The 18,109-nt window shown below is 49.8% G+C and carries 20 protein-coding genes and 1 rRNA gene; 9 read left to right on the top strand and 12 right to left on the bottom strand.

From position 1 onward, the window contains the following. Positions 1 to 90 (bottom strand): 16S ribosomal RNA (locus tag EDM59_RS25625); the annotation flags it as partial. Between the two features lie 399 nt (positions 91 to 489). Between EDM59_RS25625 and EDM59_RS25620 the strand changes: the two genes are divergently transcribed. Beyond that, complete coding sequence (locus EDM59_RS25620) at positions 490 to 771, top strand: hypothetical protein (RefSeq protein WP_122926224.1); 282 nt, start codon at positions 490 to 492, stop codon at positions 769 to 771. Positions 772 to 835: 64 nt separating this feature from the next. On the opposite strand, the gene EDM59_RS25615 is transcribed toward EDM59_RS25620, so the two are convergent. Genes EDM59_RS25615 through EDM59_RS25605 form a run of 3 tightly spaced genes read right to left on the bottom strand, consistent with a single transcriptional unit; the run spans position 836 to position 4,029 of the window. After that, on the bottom strand, positions 836 to 1,612 hold the full coding sequence (locus tag EDM59_RS25615; protein WP_122926223.1) for a fumarylacetoacetate hydrolase family protein: 777 nt from the start codon (positions 1,610 to 1,612) through the stop codon (positions 836 to 838). A gap of 38 nt (positions 1,613 to 1,650) precedes the next feature. After that, positions 1,651 to 2,850: a tRNA uracil 4-sulfurtransferase ThiI gene (gene thiI, locus EDM59_RS25610; protein ID WP_122926222.1), complete on the bottom strand. Its 1,200-nt coding sequence runs from the start codon at positions 2,848 to 2,850 to the stop codon at positions 1,651 to 1,653. Between the two features lie 12 nt (positions 2,851 to 2,862). Next, entirely contained in the window at positions 2,863 to 4,029 is a 1,167-nt protein-coding gene (locus tag EDM59_RS25605) for a cysteine desulfurase family protein (protein WP_122926221.1), read from the bottom strand. A 277-nt stretch (positions 4,030 to 4,306) separates the two neighbouring features. Here EDM59_RS25605 and EDM59_RS31225 point away from each other — a divergent pair, with 277 nt between their 5' ends. Together EDM59_RS31225 and EDM59_RS25600 are read left to right on the top strand one after the other, a co-directional pair. After that, positions 4,307 to 4,453, top strand: a complete 147-nt coding sequence (locus EDM59_RS31225) for a hypothetical protein (protein WP_183193045.1) — start codon at positions 4,307 to 4,309, stop codon at positions 4,451 to 4,453. A gap of 270 nt (positions 4,454 to 4,723) precedes the next feature. Continuing rightward, entirely contained in the window at positions 4,724 to 5,905 is a 1,182-nt protein-coding gene (locus EDM59_RS25600; RefSeq protein WP_122926220.1) for a LysM peptidoglycan-binding domain-containing protein, read from the top strand. A 57-nt stretch (positions 5,906 to 5,962) separates the two neighbouring features. On the opposite strand, the gene dapF is transcribed toward EDM59_RS25600, so the two are convergent. After that, complete coding sequence (gene dapF, locus EDM59_RS25595; protein ID WP_122926219.1) at positions 5,963 to 6,823, bottom strand: diaminopimelate epimerase; 861 nt, start codon at positions 6,821 to 6,823, stop codon at positions 5,963 to 5,965. A 127-nt stretch (positions 6,824 to 6,950) separates the two neighbouring features. On the opposite strand from dapF, the gene EDM59_RS25590 reads away from it, so the two are divergent. Beyond that, positions 6,951 to 7,478 carry a DUF84 family protein gene (locus EDM59_RS25590; protein WP_122926218.1) on the top strand — a complete coding sequence of 176 codons (528 nt, stop codon included), beginning with the start codon at positions 6,951 to 6,953 and terminating at the stop codon, positions 7,476 to 7,478. 47 nt (positions 7,479 to 7,525) lie between these two features. On the opposite strand, the gene EDM59_RS25585 is transcribed toward EDM59_RS25590, so the two are convergent. Then, on the bottom strand, positions 7,526 to 8,107 hold the full coding sequence (locus tag EDM59_RS25585) for a DUF456 domain-containing protein (protein ID WP_122926217.1): 582 nt from the start codon (positions 8,105 to 8,107) through the stop codon (positions 7,526 to 7,528). Between the two features lie 95 nt (positions 8,108 to 8,202). Between EDM59_RS25585 and EDM59_RS25580 the strand changes: the two genes are divergently transcribed. Continuing rightward, positions 8,203 to 8,793, top strand: coding sequence for a 5' nucleotidase, NT5C type (locus EDM59_RS25580; protein ID WP_122926216.1), 591 nt, complete (start codon positions 8,203 to 8,205; stop codon positions 8,791 to 8,793). A gap of 125 nt (positions 8,794 to 8,918) precedes the next feature. Here EDM59_RS25580 and EDM59_RS25575 read toward each other — a convergent pair whose 3' ends face one another. Then, a complete protein-coding gene (locus EDM59_RS25575; RefSeq protein WP_122926215.1) occupies positions 8,919 to 9,131 on the bottom strand; it encodes a DUF1540 domain-containing protein in 213 nt (70 codons plus the stop codon). Positions 9,132 to 9,237: 106 nt separating this feature from the next. On the opposite strand from EDM59_RS25575, the gene EDM59_RS25570 reads away from it, so the two are divergent. Continuing rightward, on the top strand, positions 9,238 to 10,017 hold the full coding sequence (locus tag EDM59_RS25570; RefSeq protein WP_122926214.1) for an SDR family NAD(P)-dependent oxidoreductase: 780 nt from the start codon (positions 9,238 to 9,240) through the stop codon (positions 10,015 to 10,017). On the opposite strand, the gene EDM59_RS25565 is transcribed toward EDM59_RS25570, so the two are convergent. Continuing rightward, complete coding sequence (locus EDM59_RS25565) at positions 9,949 to 11,232, bottom strand: MFS transporter (protein ID WP_122926213.1); 1,284 nt, start codon at positions 11,230 to 11,232, stop codon at positions 9,949 to 9,951. The two genes, EDM59_RS25570 and EDM59_RS25565, sit on opposite strands and share 69 nt — an antisense overlap. A 152-nt stretch (positions 11,233 to 11,384) precedes the next feature. Further along, positions 11,385 to 12,593 carry an MFS transporter gene (locus EDM59_RS25560; protein WP_122926212.1) on the bottom strand — a complete coding sequence of 403 codons (1,209 nt, stop codon included), beginning with the start codon at positions 12,591 to 12,593 and terminating at the stop codon, positions 11,385 to 11,387. Between the two features lie 167 nt (positions 12,594 to 12,760). Between EDM59_RS25560 and EDM59_RS25555 the strand changes: the two genes are divergently transcribed. Both EDM59_RS25555 and EDM59_RS25550 read left to right on the top strand, forming a co-directional pair. Next, positions 12,761 to 13,492, top strand: a complete 732-nt coding sequence (locus tag EDM59_RS25555) for an ArsR/SmtB family transcription factor (RefSeq protein WP_122926211.1) — start codon at positions 12,761 to 12,763, stop codon at positions 13,490 to 13,492. After that, a complete protein-coding gene (locus tag EDM59_RS25550) occupies positions 13,476 to 14,774 on the top strand; it encodes an MFS transporter (RefSeq protein WP_122926210.1) in 1,299 nt (432 codons plus the stop codon). The genes EDM59_RS25555 and EDM59_RS25550 overlap by 17 nt, the downstream gene beginning before the upstream one ends. Before the next feature lie 60 nt (positions 14,775 to 14,834). Here the strand turns inward: EDM59_RS25550 and menC are convergent, their stop codons facing one another. The 3 genes from menC to codY all read right to left on the bottom strand — a co-directional run bounded on the left by menC (position 14,835) and on the right by codY (position 17,790). Further along, positions 14,835 to 15,953, bottom strand: coding sequence for an o-succinylbenzoate synthase (gene menC, locus EDM59_RS25545; protein ID WP_122926209.1), 1,119 nt, complete (start codon positions 15,951 to 15,953; stop codon positions 14,835 to 14,837). A gap of 6 nt (positions 15,954 to 15,959) precedes the next feature. Then, entirely contained in the window at positions 15,960 to 16,838 is an 879-nt protein-coding gene (locus EDM59_RS25540; protein ID WP_092268870.1) for a MurR/RpiR family transcriptional regulator, read from the bottom strand. Between the two features lie 175 nt (positions 16,839 to 17,013). After that, the gene (gene codY / locus EDM59_RS25535) at positions 17,014 to 17,790 is read right to left on the bottom strand and encodes a GTP-sensing pleiotropic transcriptional regulator CodY (protein ID WP_122926208.1); all 777 of its coding nucleotides are present in this window, start codon (positions 17,788 to 17,790) and stop codon (positions 17,014 to 17,016) included. Between the two features lie 214 nt (positions 17,791 to 18,004). Here codY and EDM59_RS25530 point away from each other — a divergent pair, with 214 nt between their 5' ends. After that, a complete protein-coding gene (locus tag EDM59_RS25530; RefSeq protein WP_092268866.1) occupies positions 18,005 to 18,085 on the top strand; it encodes a YjcZ family sporulation protein in 81 nt (26 codons plus the stop codon). Positions 18,086 to 18,109: the final 24 nt, after the last annotated feature.

Below are 18,109 nucleotides of genomic sequence, written 5' to 3'. Positions count from 1 at the left end.
GCCGCTAGCCTCCGAAGAGACTCGCTCGACTTGCATGTATTAGGCACGCCGCCAGCGTTCGTCCTGAGCCAGGATCAAACTCTCCAATAAAGTTTGTATCTGGTTCAAAGCTGGCAAATCATTAATGATAGACTCATCAACGCTTTCGCTGTTCAGTTTTCAAAGAGCATTTTTGGTTATCCGCCCAAAAGGCGACCTCTTCATCTTATCACATTAACAACTCGAATTGCAAGAGGTTTTTTTCACCATTTTTCGTCACTCAGCGTCGACAAGAACTAATATAACAAATCCACACCCAAACAGTCAAGTGCTTTTTATCATTTTTGTTGAGCTGTTTTCAACTACAATCAAAAACAAAAAGCAGAATTTAAATATAAGTGAAATGAATAAAACTGTCAACAAAAAACGAATAGGTAAGCACCAATTCTTTCACACTATGCATTAGACCGAAATTTGCGTTCACTTAACCCAAAAGGACGGTGATTCCTCATGGATCCGAAGCCTACCTATGAAGAGTATGAAAATGAGCAGTACAGCGAGCTGTCTACCGTAGAATCACAGCGTAACGAGATCTTGCAGGAAGAATTCCCCGAGGGGCCCTATGGGTCATCCACCAACAGAGAAAGGCTTGGAAAGTCTTCCGAATGGGAACCGGGGCAGCATTCTACAACCACTCGTTTTACGTACGAAACCAGAAACATGCACCAAGACCTGCCTCGCCAAGATCCGTCTGCGCATCCTATTCACGATGATCCAGATGAAAGAGAATAAACAGCACCGCCCCCAAACGATCAGAATGGGGGCGGTGCTCTATTTGCCGCTCGAAAAACGACGACTATTCTGCCATAACCACACGCGTGGAAAGGGTTCCGATTTCCTCGATGGTTACCGAAATCTCATCTCCTGGCTTCAGCTCACCAACACCAGACGGAGTGCCTGTGAGAATCACGTCTCCAGGCAATAGGGTCATCACTGCACTGACGGCCTCGATCAGCTGAGGGACGGAAAACACCATCTGGCTGGTATTAGCATCCTGGCGCACCTCGCCATTTACACGCGTCACGATTTGCAGATTTTGATAATCCACTTTTGCTGCAATCGCTGGACCAAGTGGACAAAAGGTGTCGAAGCCTTTGGCGCGCGTCCATTGGCCATCGCTCATTTGCAAGTCTCGCGCAGTCACATCGATCGCACATGTGAAGCCCAAGATGTAGTCATCGGCGTCTTCCGCCTTTACCTGCTTGGCCTCTTTTTTGATGACAACAGCTAATTCTCCTTCATAATGAAGGTTCTGCGTTTGTTTCGGATAGACGATTGGTTCCCCCGGACCTACAACCGTCGTAGATGGCTTGAGGAACATCAATGGCTCTTTCGGCAGAGTGCTGTCCATCTCAGAGGCATGATCCCGATAATTGATCCCGATGCAAACCACTTTGCTGGGAGCGCTAGGCGCCTTGAGCGTAACTTCATCGAGCGCTAGCTCCAATCCCGTCATAATGGGTTTCGCCGTTTGAACTTTGTAGATGTCCCCTTCGATCACACGAACCTTGTGATCCGCCTCTACCATCCATCCGTGCTTCACCTTGCCGTTACGTTCATACCGAATAATCATGGCTCTTCCTCCCCGCCAACCTTATGTCTCTATCTATCTTAGAACAAATCCGATACAACTTCGCGCGGTTTCGTCGTGATCTCTTCAACCACCGTACGATTCACAGCATCCTCCACCAAGGCGTCGACATCAAGCGCAGTCTCAAATTTCTCAGCCAGACGCACTTTCGGACGTGTCACCGGATTTTTCGGGGTGAAGACGGTGCAGCAATCCTCATAAGGCAAAATAGACAGCTCATACGTATCGATCTTGCGGGAAATGTCCGTAATCTCGATCTTATCCATCGCAACCAAAGGACGAAGCATCGGAATGGAAATGACTTTATTGATGGTATCCATGCTCTCGAGCGTTTGGGAGGCGACTTGCCCCAAGCTTTCACCCGATGCCAGTGCCAGAGCTTTCGTATTGGCCGCTACTTTTTCGGAAATGCGCATCATGAATCGGCGCATGATCGTAATCAAGTAGTCTTCCGGGCATTTTTCACGGATCGCCGTTTGAATCTCCGTAAACGGAACCACGTGCAGACGAATGGTTCCTCCCCACTTCGTCAGCTTCTGGGCTAGATCGCGTACTTTTTCCAGAGAGCGCTCACTCGTATACGGATAGCTGTGGAAATGAATCGCCTCGAGCGTTACTCCGCGCTTCATCATCATCCAGCCAGCAACAGGGCTATCAATCCCACCGGACAGCAGCAGCAGGACTTTACCGCTCACCCCTACTGGCAGCCCGCCTGGTCCTGGAATCGTTTCGCAGCTGATGTACGTTCCTTCCGTGCGAATCTCGATGTTGACGATAGCTTCTGGCTCGTGCACATCCACCTTGATCTTCGGAAGAGCGCGTAGAATATGGGTACCGACAATTCGATTTACTTCCATAGAAGGAATCGGGTAACGTTTGTCAGCACGGCGTGTGACGACGCGGAAATTGCGCGGCTCCGGATTCATTTGACGGATCAGCTCCAGTGCACGCTCCTTGATCGTATCGATGTCTGGATCCACCTGGATCGTTGGGCTGAAAGAAGAGATTCCGAACACGCGCTTCAGTCGATCCATCACCTCGTATGCATCTTCACCGTGCAGCTCTACGTACATCCGGCCGTAGTTGCGGCGCACTTTTATTTTGAAAAAGGAACGCAGAACGCTTTTTACACTGCGCACGAGCGTCTCTTCGAACATATCGCGGTTTTTGCCTTTGAGAGCCAATTCTCCATAGCGAATCAAAATTACATCGTAGTTCATTTCGTTTCTCCTTTATCTGGTTACGCTTTTTGTTTTCGATTTCATTTGGCTGCGCAAAGTACCCACACAGACTGTTAGTGCTTCCAGGAACCGCTTGATATCCTCAGCCTTATTTTCCCTGCCCAAGCTGATTCTCAGGGAAGACAGCGCACAATCCCGTTCGATTCCCACAGAAGTCAATACTCGGCTCGGTTCATTGGCTTTGGAGGAACACGCCGACTTCGTGGAAACCAAAAAGCCACGCTCTTCCAAAGCGTGCAGCAGTACTTCAGCCTTTACCCCCGGCACCGATATGTTCATGATATGCGGTGCAGTGTGAGCCTCAGGTGTATTGATGATGCAGCCCTCGATCTTCGAAATGCCTTCGCGCAGCTGTACCAGCAAATCCTGCAGACGGCGACTTTCTGCCGGGCCCCATTCCTCCAGCAAACGAATCGCTTTGGCCATGCCTGCGATCGCTGGCAGGTTTTCTGTACCAGATCGGACTCCGCTCTCTTGTCCGCCGCCCATCATCAGCGGGTGAATGATCAAGCCCTCGCGTTTGTACAAGATTCCTACCCCACGCGGTCCGTAAAACTTGTGTGCAGATACACTGAGAAGGTCAATACCCGCTTCTTTCAGCTTAAGCGGCACCTTTCCGATGGCTTGCACCGCATCTACATGGAACAGGACTTTGGGAAACTGTTTGAGCCACTGCCCGATTTCCGCAACCGGTTGGATCGTCCCCAGCTCGTTGTTCACATGCATGACTGAAACGAGAATGGTATCTGGCCGCATCGCTTTTTGAACATCCTCAAGGGATACTCGACCATCGCGATCTACCGGCAAATAGGTCGTTTCAAACCCTAAGCTCGCAAGCTGCTGGCATACATCGTAAACGGCTGGATGCTCTACCTGCGTCGTGATGATATGCTTCCCGCGATTCTGATATTGAAAGGCAACACCTTTGATCGCCGTATTATTGCTTTCGGTTCCACCAGAGGTAAAAATGATCTCCCCCGGCTTGCAGCCTAAAAATTTGGCTGCGACTTCGCGTGCTTGCTTCAGCACAGCTTCCGCTTCTACTCCTTTATGATGAAGAGAAGAGGGGTTTCCATAATAGTTCTCCATTGCCCGTCTCATCGACTCAACCACATCGGGATGAGGACGAGTCGTAGCACTGTTATCCAAGTAAATCACTTGTCCACACCTTCCTCGGAGCAAGCTGCTCCATGTCTACGCTACATCATAACACGACTGTTCCACGAACATACAGCGCAAAGCACGCTTTGCCCTTATTTTCCCCAACTTTGTCAGGCAAAATAGCCAAATAAGACCAGCTCTGAACGATCGTTCACATACTATTCATACTTAAAGCGCTTACATCCAGTATTAGGCTCTTTACATCGTAGGTCCTTTTCGTTAGAATTGTCAGTAAATTTAAACAAAACAACCAAACAACGGGGAGAGAGCAACCATGACAACTCAAGCTATGCAAGAAAAAATCACGAAGATGGAAGCAGAATTGAAACGACTGCAGGCTGAACTCGCAAAGATGAACAAAACAAACCCTGCCATCAACCGATCTGAAGTCGCATACCTAAATGAGGTGTACAACGGGTGACATTTCACTTAATTTGTTTTCGATAGCGTGGAAGTGGCTTAAAAAAATGGCCGCTACCCACGCTATTTTTGTGTCTGTGCACCCTCGTTTGCCATCCTCCTCTACGACTATGGTAGGAAAATACAACCGGGAAAAGGGAGTCTCTGAGCTCATGCTGGAAGATACGACCATTTGAGGATTTATTTTCACAATGAAAGCACCCACCTCAGCTGTTTACAATTATGGGAGAAACATTCCAAATCATCACGCTACGGCAACGAGGAGGCTTTCATGTTCCACACAACACGATGGAAACGCCTGACTGTTCAAACGACACTACTAGCTTTGCTGCTCCCAACCACATCGGCATTTGCACAGTCCATTTCTGTATCGTCTGGTGATACGCTAGGCAATCTCGCTTACCGCTACCAGGTTCCTGTCGAGCAATTAAAAATCGCGAATCATCTAAGCTCCGACATGATCATGCTCGGACAAAAGCTATACATACCGCCCCTCTCTGAGGTTTATACGGTCAAGTCTGGCGATGTCATGTGGAAAATTGCTGCTGACCATCAAACGACGATCCCAGTTCTTATGGAAATCAATCAACGCACCTCCTACGATCTCCTGGTCGGTGAAAAAATCCTCGTACCGAAAACTTCTGCGAGTCCTTCGACCACTTACACTGTCAAAAAAGGCGACGTGCTCTGGAAAATTGCCAGTCAAAACAACGTAACCATCCAATCCATTGTGGAAGCCAACAAACTGAGCTCCACAGAGCTGATGATTGGGCAGGAGCTGATCATTCCACAAACGAACCCATCCGGTGGACAAGCTTCTGATGACGCCTGGACTCCAGTTAACGACGACTCCACAAAGCCTTGGGTGGAAAATAAGTCGTACAAAGTCGTCAAGGGTGATACGCCGTGGACGATTTCCATCGCACATGGCATTCCGATGACGGAGCTGCTTCAGGTAAACAATCTTTCGGAAAACGCAGAACTGCAAATCGGGCAAACGCTCGTCGTCCCTGTTCACCATATTCCCAAAACCAGTGTCAAAAGCGCCCAATACGGAGAATACCTCGATTGGTTTGAAGCGAGCCAATATCTCTTCCCAATCAATGCCGTTGCAACCGTGACAGACTTCGAAACCGGGAAAAGCTTTCAGGTGAAACGAACAATCGGTGCTTCCCACTCGGATACAGAGCCGCTCACTTCTGCCGACACTGCGATCATCAAAGAAGTCTGGGGCGGTGATTTTTCCTGGAGTGTACGACCCGTCATCGTAGAAGTGGACGGCAGACGGATTGCCGCCTCCATGACCTCCATGCCTCACAGCATCGAGTACATCACGGACAACAATTTTACCGGTCACTTTGATATCCACTTCTTAAACAGCTTGCGCCACAAGGATAACGCCATCGATCCTGATCACCAGGCGGCTATCAAAATCGCGGCAGGCGTGAATTAATCGAGCTAGAAAAACAAAAAAACGTTCCAGTCTCTTGCAGACGGAACGTTTTTTTATCTATTTGTAAGGAATCGAACCTTGATACACGCCGGAGAAAACTTCTGTCGCTGGGCCCGTCATAAACACGTGATTATCGGATTCCCGCCACTCAATGAAAAGGTCTCCGCCAGCCAGATGCACCGTCACCTTGCGATCGGTTCTTCCGCTCAGGATCGCGGCTACCGCCGCTGCGCAAGCCCCTGTTCCACAGGCGAGCGTCACACCAGACCCCCGCTCCCACACGCGGAAATGGATTTCCTGTCGATCGAGGATTTGGATGAACTCCACATTTGTACGCTCAGGGAACCATTCATGAAATTCGATCTTGGGACCGTACTTCAGCACGTCTTCATCCAGCACTTCATCCATAAACAGAATTGCGTGTGGATTTCCCATAGATACTGCCGTCATCGTGAATGCCTCTCCATCCACCTCGATGGTTTCCTCCAGCGCTTTTTCCTCTGGAATCCCCGTCATCGGAATCGCTGCGCGTTCGAAGCGCGGTTCTCCCATGTCGATGGTCACTTGTTCCACTTTTCCTTCCTGATCAAGCGAGACCACAGGAGTCATGATTCCTCCCAATGTTTCGACAGTAAAGGTATGCGCGGTCGTCAGCCCGTGATCAAACACATACTTGCTGACACAGCGCAGTCCGTTTCCACAGTTTTTCGCTTCGCTGCCGTCGTTGTTAAATACCCTCATCCGGAAATCTGCACGCTCTGACGGCATGATCAGGATCAAGCCATCTCCTCCGACTCCAAAATGACGGTCGCTTACTCGCCTTGCCAGCTCGGGAAGATCGACCCCAGTCAGGTCCTCCGTGAAACAGTTCACGTACACATAATCGTTTCCTAGTCCATGCAATTTGGTAAACTTCATGGTTCTCTCCTCTTTTTCTCACAAATTTCTGTCTCTAGTATAAGCCCTATCTTATCACATCCCCCCCACTTGTGGGGAAGTGGTATACTACCATTAGTTTATCGCGCAAAGAAGGAGAGAGTGTCGCATGGATTTTTCCGCTTTTCGCTATGCCCTCGGGACAACCAATAGCGCAAAAAAATCTGCCGTTCAAATGGCGACAGGTACCGAGCCTGCCTGCTTGTCGGTCCCATCAGGAATCTCCGATCAGCCTATGTCCGAGGAGGAAACAGTCGAAGGCGCCATCAATCGAGCCAAAACTGTGTACAAACAGATCCCGGGAAGTGACATCGGGCTAGGGCTGGAAGGCGGGCTCACCTATGACTCACAGCACAGGCAGTGGTATTTGATATCGGTCTGCGCTGCATGGAATGGAGCAGAGCTGTACATAGGGAAAGGCCTGTCTTTTCCAATACCCAATCAAGCTGCCGAACGCATTCAACAAGAAAATGTGGAGCTTAGCACCATCATCGACGAATGGAGCGGCATGACAAACAGCAATCATCAAGGAGGCGCGTACGGCCTGCTGACCGAGAATCGGATCCGCAGGGCAGACGTATTTCGCTATGCTGTACTGGCTGCCATCACTCCGTTTTTATCTCCGTACTACAAATAGAAAAAACCTCCCCAGTCATGTGCTGGAGAGGTTTTTTGGTTTGGCACTTACCGGGCTGTGTAGAACGGATAAATCACCAGAGCGCCCAAAATCGCGATGGCCCCTACAATCATCCCCCAAGCCCCAAGCGATCGTGAATTGCGTCGATACGCCAGGTAGCCAAGTACCATCCCAATGGGTGCAAACAGATACGGCATTAAGAACAAGGACAAAATCGACAATCCGAGCCCTGTCATTCCGATCCCGCTAGCCCCATTTTCCCGACTATCCTCGTCATTCGCATCACGGACTGTACGACGAACCGGAATTGGTTCGGCAATCTCAGCAGCTGCCTCGACGTCATCATCTCGGATCGCGGAAGCCCGATATTTCTCTTCCTGCGTACGATCAATACCGTCTAGACGCTCTGAAAAATCGTCCTCGTCCCCATCACGTTCGCCTGTGTAGCGTTCCGTGTGGGTAAAAGGGTCATACTGGATTCTTCGCTTCACAGACCTCTCATCGTCTTCATCAAACGCAGCATTGGTCCATGTATCCGCGGCGAATTCCGTGTCGTGCATGTCTACTGTCTCGGAAAAGCCGGTATCTTCCTTCCGCTTCGCATTCATACGTTCTTTTCGGTCCGACATGTCATGCTCAGCCCCTTTTCACAAAGGATTTGTTAGTGAAGGAAGGTAGCCTTAGTCTCTGCCTTCGGTGTACAATTTAAACTGGAGGCGAGAGGATGAAACCTGAGAAAGTCCTAACCATTGGTATTGATATTGACGGCACAGTGACGTCACCCAGCAGTATTGTCCCCCTGATGAATGAAAGCTTTGGTAAAGATTTGCGATATGAGGATTGCTTTGAATACAATCTGGCCAACGTTTACAAAATCACCGACGCGGAATTTGACAAATGGCTGGATGAAAACGGAGAGCGTTTGTACACAGAAGCGCCTGTCCACGGGAATGCGGACCAGATTTTGCGCGGCTGGCACTCCCACCATCAACTGATCTACATCAGCGCCAGGGAGGCACGACATCGCGCGGTCACGCTCGACTGGTTTTCCCGTTATGATATTCCGTTTCATGAAGTCGATTTGGTCGGGTCCCATGACAAATTGGCGGCCGCTAAAAGATGGGGAGTAGATCTCTTCCTGGAAGATCGGCTGGAAAATGCGCTGCAGCTATCGGAAGCTTTGCAAATCCCAGTCTTTTTGTTCGATACGCCGTACAACCAAAGCGAGCTGCCTCCCCTGATTCATCGTGTAAAGACGTGGGATGAAGTGCAGAAAATGGTACAGGTGCTAAACCTTGCGCGGACAAGCGTATAAGAAACGATACATGAGAAAACTTGGCTCCACCAAGCTTTGTGGCGGAGCCTTAGTTGCACTTATACAAAAAGACGTATCACCCAGCCTGCTAGGGATACGTCTTTTTGATCACAACTCCGCAGATTTTACTTGCCTGATTTTTTCGGTTTGAACGTCAGACAACAGGTCTCGGAAGATGTGCTTGCACGATCTTGGTGTTGATCGTTCTCCGAGGCAAACTCGGTTTTGTAGTCGGCACTCGCATGAGCATCGATCTCCACCATGATCTCTTCAGCGCTGCACAGGTTTCCTTGTGCCCAGTATTCGCAATTCGCTACACTACATTTGACTGCTGGCATGTGTATTCACCCCCTAGGGGCTATCCTTCACATCAAACAGGGGGCTTATACTAATGCCGAAAAGAAAACCAGCAGCGATTTTTGGCAGGATAGAAAGGACGATTCCATGATTCAACAGCGGATCATCGTCATCACCGGAGCCACAAGCGGTCTGGGCCATGCCCTCACTCGCCAGCATCTGGAGAGAGGCGATACAGTTATCGCCACTGGCCGCAGCGAAGAAAAGCTGCAGGCACTCAAGCAGGAACTCCACCATCACGAACATCTTCACACGCGGCAGTTCAATGTCACGGATAACGAGGCGGCGCGCCAATTGGCAGCATGGGTGCAGATACGTTTCGGCCGCTGTGATCTTTTGTATAACAACGCAGGCGTGGCGACCTTTGCAGCTCTGTCCGACATGAAGCTGGAAGAGCTGGATGAAACCTTGGAAACAAATATCAATGGGGTCATCTACACCACCCGTGCCTTTTTGCCCATGATGATGCAGCAGCATGGCGGACATATCGTGAATATTGCTTCGCTCGCCGGACATGTGGCTACTTCCAAAGCTGCTGTTTACGCTGCCAGCAAGGCTGCTGTCATCCGCTTTAGCGAAGGTTTGCGCCATGAGCTTTCCATGCATGGAATTCACGTCACCTGTGCCATGCCAGGTCCGATCGATACACCCTTTTTGGATCGTGCAGATCGTACCGGTTCTTACCGCAGCAAGGTGAACAGCTATTTGTTGACATCAGAGCAGACAGCCCATCTCATCCTCCAAGCGGTAGATCGCAAAAGGCCGGAAGTCGCGATGCCTTTGCGCCTGCATTACCTGTCACGACTCTATGCCCTCCTGCCTTACCGTGTGAAGCTCCTCGTCGCTCCCCTCCTCAATCGCAAGTGAAGGAGTGTCCAGATTGCGGAGCATGATAAAGGCAATGCTTCCGCAGATGATACAAGCTATGGCTCCTGCTCCAAACAAACCACTAACTCCCATGAAAGGGATGAGCAATCCCGAAACGGCCGCTCCTGCCGGCATACCCGTACCCGTAATCGTGCGTACACTGGTCATGACGCGGCCCAGAAGCTCATCGGGTACCTGTCTTTGCAAATACGTCCGATACAAAATGTTGTAGGGAGCGTAGCTAAAACCTGCCAGTGCCATAGACAGCATGGCGATCTCCAAGCGGGAAAAGAGAGCTAACGGCATCGTCGTGACTCCCCACGCGACGATGATTCCCGCCAAAGTCACCCCCAGTGGCAGTCTCCACGTAACGGTAGAAAAAAACAGCGAACCCAATAAAGCGCCGATCGCCAGAGAAGACCAGAGCATTCCGAGCGCAACGGATCCCCCACCCAAATCGTTGTCGGCATAAAGCGGCAATGCTACTTCAATAGGCCCATACGCCATGTTAAACAAAAAGGTAAAGACAACCAAAGCAATCATCTGCTTTTTGCCCAATAAAAACCGGTAGCCCGTGCGCATATCCAGCAAAAGCGTTCGTATATCATATTTCGTTTGGACTGCGGCTTTCGCAGAGGCCGCGGGCTTAGGCAGCCGCGAAAAACAGAAGGCACAGACGAAAAAGCTGGCAGCATCAATGATCAGCACGTAAGCTTCCCCGATCCAACCAATCAGCACACCCGCCAGCGCAGGTCCAAACATGTAAACGATCTGCCATTGGCTCTCCATCACTCCATTGGCCTTCACCAAATGCTTGGGATCGCCTACCAGGCTGGGGAGCATCGTCTGTGCTCCTGCGGTGCTAAGCGGAGAAAGAATACCTGCAAGGACGATGAGGACATAGACCAAGCTCAAGGGAACCTGATCGATTTGCAGCAAGACCACCAATGAAATAAAGATGATTCCCCGTACCACGTTATCAAGCATAATCAATTTTCTACGATCATATCGATCCAGCAGGACCCCTGCCACCAATCCTGAAAAAACGGCTGGAAGCATGTAGGCAAGGATGACTCCCCCCATCGCAGCTGAGGAACCCGTCTTTTTCATGACAAACCACGTCAAGCCCATCCATCCAAACTGATCGCCTAAACCCGAGAGAAACATCCCCAGCCAGTACCAGCGAAACGAATACTGTCGCCACAGCTCTTTCATATACATCTTCCTTTTCTTACCTGAGGTTGTCTTTATTGTATGTATTCTTATATACTTTTTCAACTATTATATTTATTAAATAAAAAACGATCTATTCCGATCTGAAAAATCCCTCTGCCTTTTTATCAGGCAAAGGGATTTACTCTTACTGCTTACATGTCAGCTGCTTGCTTCTCTATGCGGCTGCGGCTCCACAACCAAAGCAAGCCCGCTATGACGCCAAACACGGCCAACCACCCGGATACAACAGCACTGCCTACCTTCTCTGCCCCATACCCGAGCACCAGACAGCTGGCGGAAAAGCTCCCCATCGTGGCCATTTCCCTTATGGAAAACACACGCGCCAAATAGTCCGGATCAGCCAATCTCTGCAGCTTCGTGACAGAGAGTATAGAAGCACTATAGGAGGCAAGGGAACAAACGAGAATCGCTGCCGCCAGACCAAAGATCGGTGTGATGTGAAAGACTGCATAGATCGAGATTCCCATCGCAACTAAAGTCCAGCCTTGCACAGCCGATACGCCTTTATCGCCCAAACGATCCGATATTCTCGTCACAACGATCCCTGCAAAGACACCCCCTAGCCCCAAAGGAATGTCCAGCAGCCCAAAAACGTACAGGCCTTCCCCCCGCTCCTGCAAAATATAGTACATGAGCATGATGTAGTAGGCCCCCAGCACACGTTCCGCCATTTGATACAGGAGGACCTGCCCAATATCCTTTTTCCTGGCAATGTAACGAAACCCCTCCTGCAGACGTGCAACAAAGCTCAAGGCTAAGCTGGAGTTGGTTTCGATCACGATCTTCGGAAGTCTGAGCAAGATGAGCAGGGAAAATAGATAGCAAGCTGCATCCAGCAAGAAGTTGTATCGGTAGGAGAACAGATACACCAGTATGGCCGCGACACCCTGACAAACAATAATCAAGAAAGATGTCGTGCCTTGCAGCAAGGAGTTTGCCGTCAGCCGATCTTTTTCTGCTACTGCGCTCACAATCGCCACCTGCATGGCCGGCTGGAAAAAAGCACTGCAAATATTCACGGCTATCAACAACAGAAAAGCCACCCACAAATAGGCAGGGGAAGAAATAAAGAAAAAGAGACTGACAAGAATGCCGCGCAAAAGGTTTACCGTGATCATCACGCGCTGCTTGTCCCAGTTTTCCACGAGTGCTCCGGAAAAAAAGCTGGTCAAGACGTAGGGAACCATCCGAAAAACGGTACCCGCGGCAAAAGACAGACCCGAGCCGCTCAGATCGTGGAGAAGCCCGACAACCGCGATGAAGGTAAACTCGTTTCCGATGATATGAATGATATGTGCCGCATATAGACGGCGAAATACCGGGTGTTTTAGCAATGCCATAGATCTGGACCCTTTCACCGATTTTCTCGTATTGTAACACTTGTCGAAAAAGAATGGCAGAATGGTCTTGAAATTCATCTCGTTCTACTGATACAATACGTTCAAATAAAGTTGAACGTTATAAAATAAAAAAACGTTCATTTTGAACGAAAAGAGGATGATATTCGTTGAAACGTTACCAGGTCATCGAAACGATCGAGCAGCTAAAGGCCATTAGCGATTCTTTACGCTTGGAGATTGTTACCTATCTGACAAAGGAAGCGTACACCGGGAAGCAATTGGCGACTATGCTGAATCTTTCTGCCTCCAAGGTCCATTACCATCTGAAAGAGCTAGAAAACCATCACTTCATTCAAGTGGTTCGTACCGAAGAAAAGAACGGGATCGTGCAGAAATTTTACCGGGCAGTCGCCTTTGATTTTAAAGTGAGCGACGACTTATTGCCTTCGCTGCAGGAGGACACGATGCTCACGCAGGAGTCCATGCTTCATCATCTGCGCTCTGGCATCACACGTTTGTACAACGCACCGGAAGAGTCTTTCATGCAATTTGCCGATGAGGAAAAACGCCCCCCTTCGATCGCCAGCACCTCTGAATTCAAGGCTCCGCGCCATCAAATTCAGGCATGGCTTTTGAAGTACAAAGCACTCCTAAATGAGCTCGTTGAAATCGAGGATCAATTTCAGAGGCAAGTCGCAGCTGGCGAAGCGGACGATGTAGAAGAGAATTTTTTTATGGTAACGGTCGGCTTTATGTCCAATGAGCGCTACTATGTTGCCGATGATGAGTCTTTGCCCGACAATTACGAGCATCTTCCCAGTGAATTTGAGCATTTGACAGACAAAATCGTAGTTAAGAAAAAGAAAGCGAGCGAAGCCCCCGATGATCGTCGCGAATAAGGAAAGCCTTTGGCGCAATCGTCCCTTTGTTCTTTTATGGTGCGGAACGATTCTTTCTGCCCTCGCTGACAGTGCCTTTTTCCTTGTGCTTTCCTGGTTTATCGTTGATGTTACAGGATCGGAGGCCATGCTCGGGACGACCTTGATCAGCATGTCCATTCCGCGCTTGCTCTTCATGCTGATTGGCGGTGTAGTTGCTGACCGTTGGAGTCGCAAATGGATTATGTTTTCTTCCATTCTCGCTCGTGGTTTCATCCTGTCTGCCTTTGGCCTGAGCTTATTGTGGGGAAATGAGGGGTGGCTTCCCTTTTCCGCCTATGCAGTCGCGATTTTCTTCGGGACGGTTGATGCCTTTTTTTGGCCGGCTCGCAGTTCGGTTCTCCCTTTTTTGGTCAATCGCGAGCAGCTCGCACCCGCCAACAGCATGATGGAAATTTCCCAGCAGATCAGTATGGTACTTGGCCCATTGGTCTCTGCCTTACTCATCCGCAGCTCCCATTACCCGCTTATGTTTTTTATCCTGGCCCTCGCCTTCTTTGCAGGAGCCGTGTTTATTTTCGCGCTGCGATTGCAGCAAGCTGCCTCAGACAAGGGGCTACAAACGACAACGTCTTCTCGCTCCTATTTCAAGGATCTATTCAGTGGGATTCGTTTTACCTTTTCCATTCCCATTTTAAGCATCATCTTCTGCACGTCCCTTTTTACCAACATGACTTTTTCCGGGCCGATCAATATGGGCCTTCCTCTTCTCGTAAAAAGCCTGGGATGGGACGGAAGCGCGTACAGCTCCCTAAGTATTACACTTGGAATCGGGACGATTGCTGGCGGAATCATCACTGGCCTCTTAAACGGGTTTCGCGGAAGGTTTCTCCTGCTTCCCTGCTTTCTCGCTATCATGGGCCTTGCTGTCAGCTCCCTTTATTTCATGCAGCATCTCAGTCTAGGCTTCGCGGCCATGGCGACGATCGGACTTATGCTCAGCATCACGAATATTCCGTTTATCACGTACATTCAGACCATTGTCCCGTCTGCCATGCTCGGTCGAGTCATGTCTCTGCTCTCTTTGATGTCACTTGGGCTTGGGCCTGTCAGCTATGCGATCTGCTCCTTCGTGCTGGAGCACAAGCTCGCTACACCTGCTGTCATCATGCTGTTCGGCGGGATCGGGCTTGCGATGATTAGCATGAGTCTGTGGGTGTTTCGTACCGTACGCCAAATGGAGCAGCATCCTGCATGGGCACGTACCGAAAAGGTGCCTGAATCACATTCGTTATCCTCCTGATGCCTTCGCAAAGAAAACGCACACGGCGAGCAGAACAGCATGCTTCGCGTGTGCGTTTTCTTATTTTTCCGGACGGTAGCTGGCGGAACGAACCGCATATTTACCAACAGCCTGCTGGTTTAACGCGTAGCCAATGCCTGGCTGTTCAGGAACTGCCAGCTGGCCTGGTGCAACAAGCTCAACCCCTGGCTCGATGATATCCAGATCCCAGTAGCGGCTCGACGCTGCCGTATCCCCGGGGATCGTGAAGTTCGGCAGCGATGTGATCGCAACGTTGTGGGCACGCCCGACTCCCGACTCCACCATCCCGCCGCACCACACCGGGATGCCATGGGATTCGCATAGATCGTGAATGCGCTTGGACTCGGTCAAGCCGCCTACACGTCCAATCTTGATGTTGATAATGCCGCAGCTGCCAAGCTCAATCGCCTTGCGCGCATCCTCTGCGTTATGAATACTTTCATCCAGGCAAATCGGTGTCTTCAATTGCGCCTGCAGCTTGGCGTGATCGATGATATCGTCGTGGGCCAACGGCTGCTCGATCATGATCAGTCCGTACTGATCGAGCTCTTTCATAATATCGAGATGCTCCATCGTGTAGGCAGAGTTGGCATCAGCCATCAGTGGAACACTGTCGCCAAAGCGTTCACGAATTCCTTGGATCACTTGCACATCAAAGCCCGGCTTGATTTTCACTTTGATTTTTTTATAGCCGTCTGCGAGCGCTCGCTCAACTCTTTGCAAGACTTCGCCTACCGTCGGCTCTATCCCAATACTGATACCCACATCGATCAGCGATCTGGTGCCGCCCAGAGCTTTCGCCAGCGAAATGCCTTTCTGCTTGCTGTACAAATCCCAGATTGCTCCCTCCAGGGCCGACTTCGCCATGTTGTTTCGTCGAATGGGAGCAAAGAGTCGATCGACATCTTCAGGTGTCTCGATCGGCTGGGAGAACAGCTTGGGAATCAGAAACTTCTCCATCATGTACCATACCGTTTCCGTCGTTTCTTCATTATAGAAAGGAGTTGGCATCGCTACGCTTTCCCCATAGCCAACCACCCCTTCTCCATGAACGGAAATAAGCAGAAAATCCTTGATGGTAGTGCTTCCAAAGCTAGTCTCAAAACGAAAGCGAAGCGGCATTTGCAGCTGCTGTACTTCAATGCGTTCCAATTTCATTCTCGATCATCCTTTCTCGTCCAATTGACGAACAAACGGGTAAATTTGTCGGCTGGTTTTTTCATACAAATCAAGGCGCTGTTCTACATTCTCCCTGTCTGCCGCCAAGACAGCACCCACAATGGTATTCAGCAGTGAAAACAAGGCTGCCATTCCTAGCAAAACCGTTGGCGCAGGGGCCGGTACCTTCAGAAGCTGATCGGCAATCGGGCCGATCGGAGAAAGCTCATTATCCGTGAACCCGAGGACATATGCCCCTTTTTCCTTTGCCGCCTGTGCAAACTGGATCGTCTCACTGACGTAGCGCGGAAAGGAAAAGGCGATAATCAAGCACGACGAGTCCAGCTGTGTCAGCAAGTAGTTCGCGTCATCGACTGGGCCTTTGTACAAATGGACATTTCCTTTCACGATATTTAAGGCAAAGGAAAGCCAGTGCGCGGGGGCATGAGAGCTTCGAAAGCCGACGACGACAATCTGCTTGGCAGCCAGAATCGCGGAGACAGCTTTATCCAGCTTTTCCTTGCTCAGTTCACTCAGCGTCTGCTGAATCGAGTTCACATCCTGTTCCATGTGAAAGGAAATCAGGTCCTCTTTGGCTTGCAGCTCTTCTGCTGCATTTCGCCAGTGACTGATGGTCTGCTCTTGCGGATGCGGTGCGATCAGGGTATGGCGCAGTTCATTTTGCAGCTCGCTGTAGCCAGAGTACTCCAGGGCGTAACACAGGCGGATAATCGTCGTTTCACTTGTTCCGCTCAGCGTGCCTACGACTTTGGCTGGATTCAGGGCTACCTCCTTGGGCTTTTCCAGAATAAACTTCGCTGCCAGCTTCTGCTGGTTTGTCAGCTGAGGGTAGTACTTGCGAATGCGTTCTTGGACATCTTCCATGCGGATCTTAGCCTTTCTTTTCTTTTTTGAAGTTTAAACTTTATAATATTGATGTTTTTGCAGTTTATCCTTACAGAAAAGTATAGACTGCTTTTTCCAAATATTCAATGCCATCCTCACAAAAAAAGAACCTCTCTTTCAGGGGAAAAGAGAGGTTCTGATGTCCACAAGTGGATTACGAGGTTTTCCATTTTGCCAGTTCAGATGGGAATTTATCATTCAGCACCTTGATGTAGGTACCTTTCATTCCCAATGAACGGGATTCCAGCACGCCGGCACTCGCCAGCTTGCGAAGGGCATTGACGATTACGGAGCGCGTCAGGCCAGCCTGATCAGCCAACTGGCTTGCCACCAACAGTCCTTCTTTGGCATCCAGCTGCTCCATGATTTTTTCGATGGCGATTTGCTCGCTGTAGGACAGGGACGAAAGGGCGATTTTCGCGAACGTTTTGTCACGCACCTCGTTTTCGATTTGCTCTGTCCGTTGGCGAACGATTTTCATCCCGATTACGGTCGCACCAATCTCACCCAAAATGAGATCCTCGGTCTCGAATTGACCATAGGCACGCAGCAGGACCAGAGTTCCTAAGCGACTTCCACCCGCATGGATCGGAACCACCGTCGTCATCATTTGCGGGAACAGAGAGCTCATTTCCGCAGGAACCATGCTATACGGGCTGGTGATTGGTTCATTTGCGAGCGTCTGCGTCACTTCCAGCAGCTTTTGGTGAACGCCTTCCTGTACGTAGCTGGAAGAGCGTCCTTCCTCGTTGAGCGCGATATCCTGATTCAATCCACTTCCGAGAATGGTCCCATCTGCCGTAATAATGTATACATTCGCAGCAATGACATCAGACAAGAGTCTTGCAAGGTCCTGGTAACCGACTCCGCTGCCTCCCATTGTTTTTTGCAGCATGACATTAATCTTTCTGGTTTTTTCTAGTAAATTCATCAATCATTTCCTCCTTGGATTCTTCATGGTCACAGTATTGTCAGAAAAATCCAGACCTATACATGCAAATCAAAAAATTAGAAAGACATCGCTCGGAGGTCTTCAAATACAACTAACTTGGGTGGGAAAATAGGTCAATATCCGGACACCGAAACGTCTATCCGCTAATATCCTGTAGAGAACTAAAGAATGCTCGTGACTAGGAGGGGTACCGATGGGATTGTTTAATGGCGGGGGCATTGCTCTGATTCTCGTTTTGTTTATCCTGTTGACCATTGTCGGTGTAGACGAATAACCATCAAAAGAAAACTGCCTGTGC

It is taken from the genome of Brevibacillus nitrificans (genome assembly GCF_003710965.1).
Lineage (GTDB): Bacteria > Bacillota > Bacilli > Brevibacillales > Brevibacillaceae > Brevibacillus > Brevibacillus centrosporus.
This window is presented reverse-complemented; position numbering and strand designations above follow the sequence as displayed.

Excerpts from the sequence above, each read along its gene's own strand:
- EDM59_RS25540 (WP_092268870.1), bottom strand. The coding sequence starts at position 16,838 with ATGGAAGATGTCCAAGAACGCATTCGCAAGTACTACCCTCAGCTGACA.
- EDM59_RS25530 (WP_092268866.1), top strand. The coding sequence starts at position 18,005 with ATGGGATTGTTTAATGGCGGGGGCATTGCTCTGATTCTCGTTTTGTTT.
- EDM59_RS25615 (WP_122926223.1), bottom strand. The coding sequence starts at position 1,612 with ATGATTATTCGGTATGAACGTAACGGCAAGGTGAAGCACGGATGGATG.
- EDM59_RS25570 (WP_122926214.1), top strand. The coding sequence starts at position 9,238 with ATGATTCAACAGCGGATCATCGTCATCACCGGAGCCACAAGCGGTCTG.
- EDM59_RS25580 (WP_122926216.1), top strand. The coding sequence starts at position 8,203 with ATGAAACCTGAGAAAGTCCTAACCATTGGTATTGATATTGACGGCACA.
- EDM59_RS25620 (WP_122926224.1), top strand. The coding sequence starts at position 490 with ATGGATCCGAAGCCTACCTATGAAGAGTATGAAAATGAGCAGTACAGC.
- EDM59_RS25590 (WP_122926218.1), top strand. The coding sequence starts at position 6,951 with ATGGATTTTTCCGCTTTTCGCTATGCCCTCGGGACAACCAATAGCGCA.
- EDM59_RS25565 (WP_122926213.1), bottom strand. The coding sequence starts at position 11,232 with ATGAAAGAGCTGTGGCGACAGTATTCGTTTCGCTGGTACTGGCTGGGG.
- EDM59_RS25575 (WP_122926215.1), bottom strand. The coding sequence starts at position 9,131 with ATGCCAGCAGTCAAATGTAGTGTAGCGAATTGCGAATACTGGGCACAA.
- thiI (WP_122926222.1), bottom strand. The coding sequence starts at position 2,850 with ATGAACTACGATGTAATTTTGATTCGCTATGGAGAATTGGCTCTCAAA.
- EDM59_RS25560 (WP_122926212.1), bottom strand. The coding sequence starts at position 12,593 with ATGGCATTGCTAAAACACCCGGTATTTCGCCGTCTATATGCGGCACAT.
- dapF (WP_122926219.1), bottom strand. The coding sequence starts at position 6,823 with ATGAAGTTTACCAAATTGCATGGACTAGGAAACGATTATGTGTACGTG.
- EDM59_RS31225 (WP_183193045.1), top strand. The coding sequence starts at position 4,307 with ATGACAACTCAAGCTATGCAAGAAAAAATCACGAAGATGGAAGCAGAA.
- EDM59_RS25600 (WP_122926220.1), top strand. The coding sequence starts at position 4,724 with ATGTTCCACACAACACGATGGAAACGCCTGACTGTTCAAACGACACTA.
- menC (WP_122926209.1), bottom strand. The coding sequence starts at position 15,953 with ATGAAATTGGAACGCATTGAAGTACAGCAGCTGCAAATGCCGCTTCGC.
- codY (WP_122926208.1), bottom strand. The coding sequence starts at position 17,790 with ATGAATTTACTAGAAAAAACCAGAAAGATTAATGTCATGCTGCAAAAA.
- EDM59_RS25585 (WP_122926217.1), bottom strand. The coding sequence starts at position 8,107 with ATGTCGGACCGAAAAGAACGTATGAATGCGAAGCGGAAGGAAGATACC.
- EDM59_RS25550 (WP_122926210.1), top strand. The coding sequence starts at position 13,476 with ATGATCGTCGCGAATAAGGAAAGCCTTTGGCGCAATCGTCCCTTTGTT.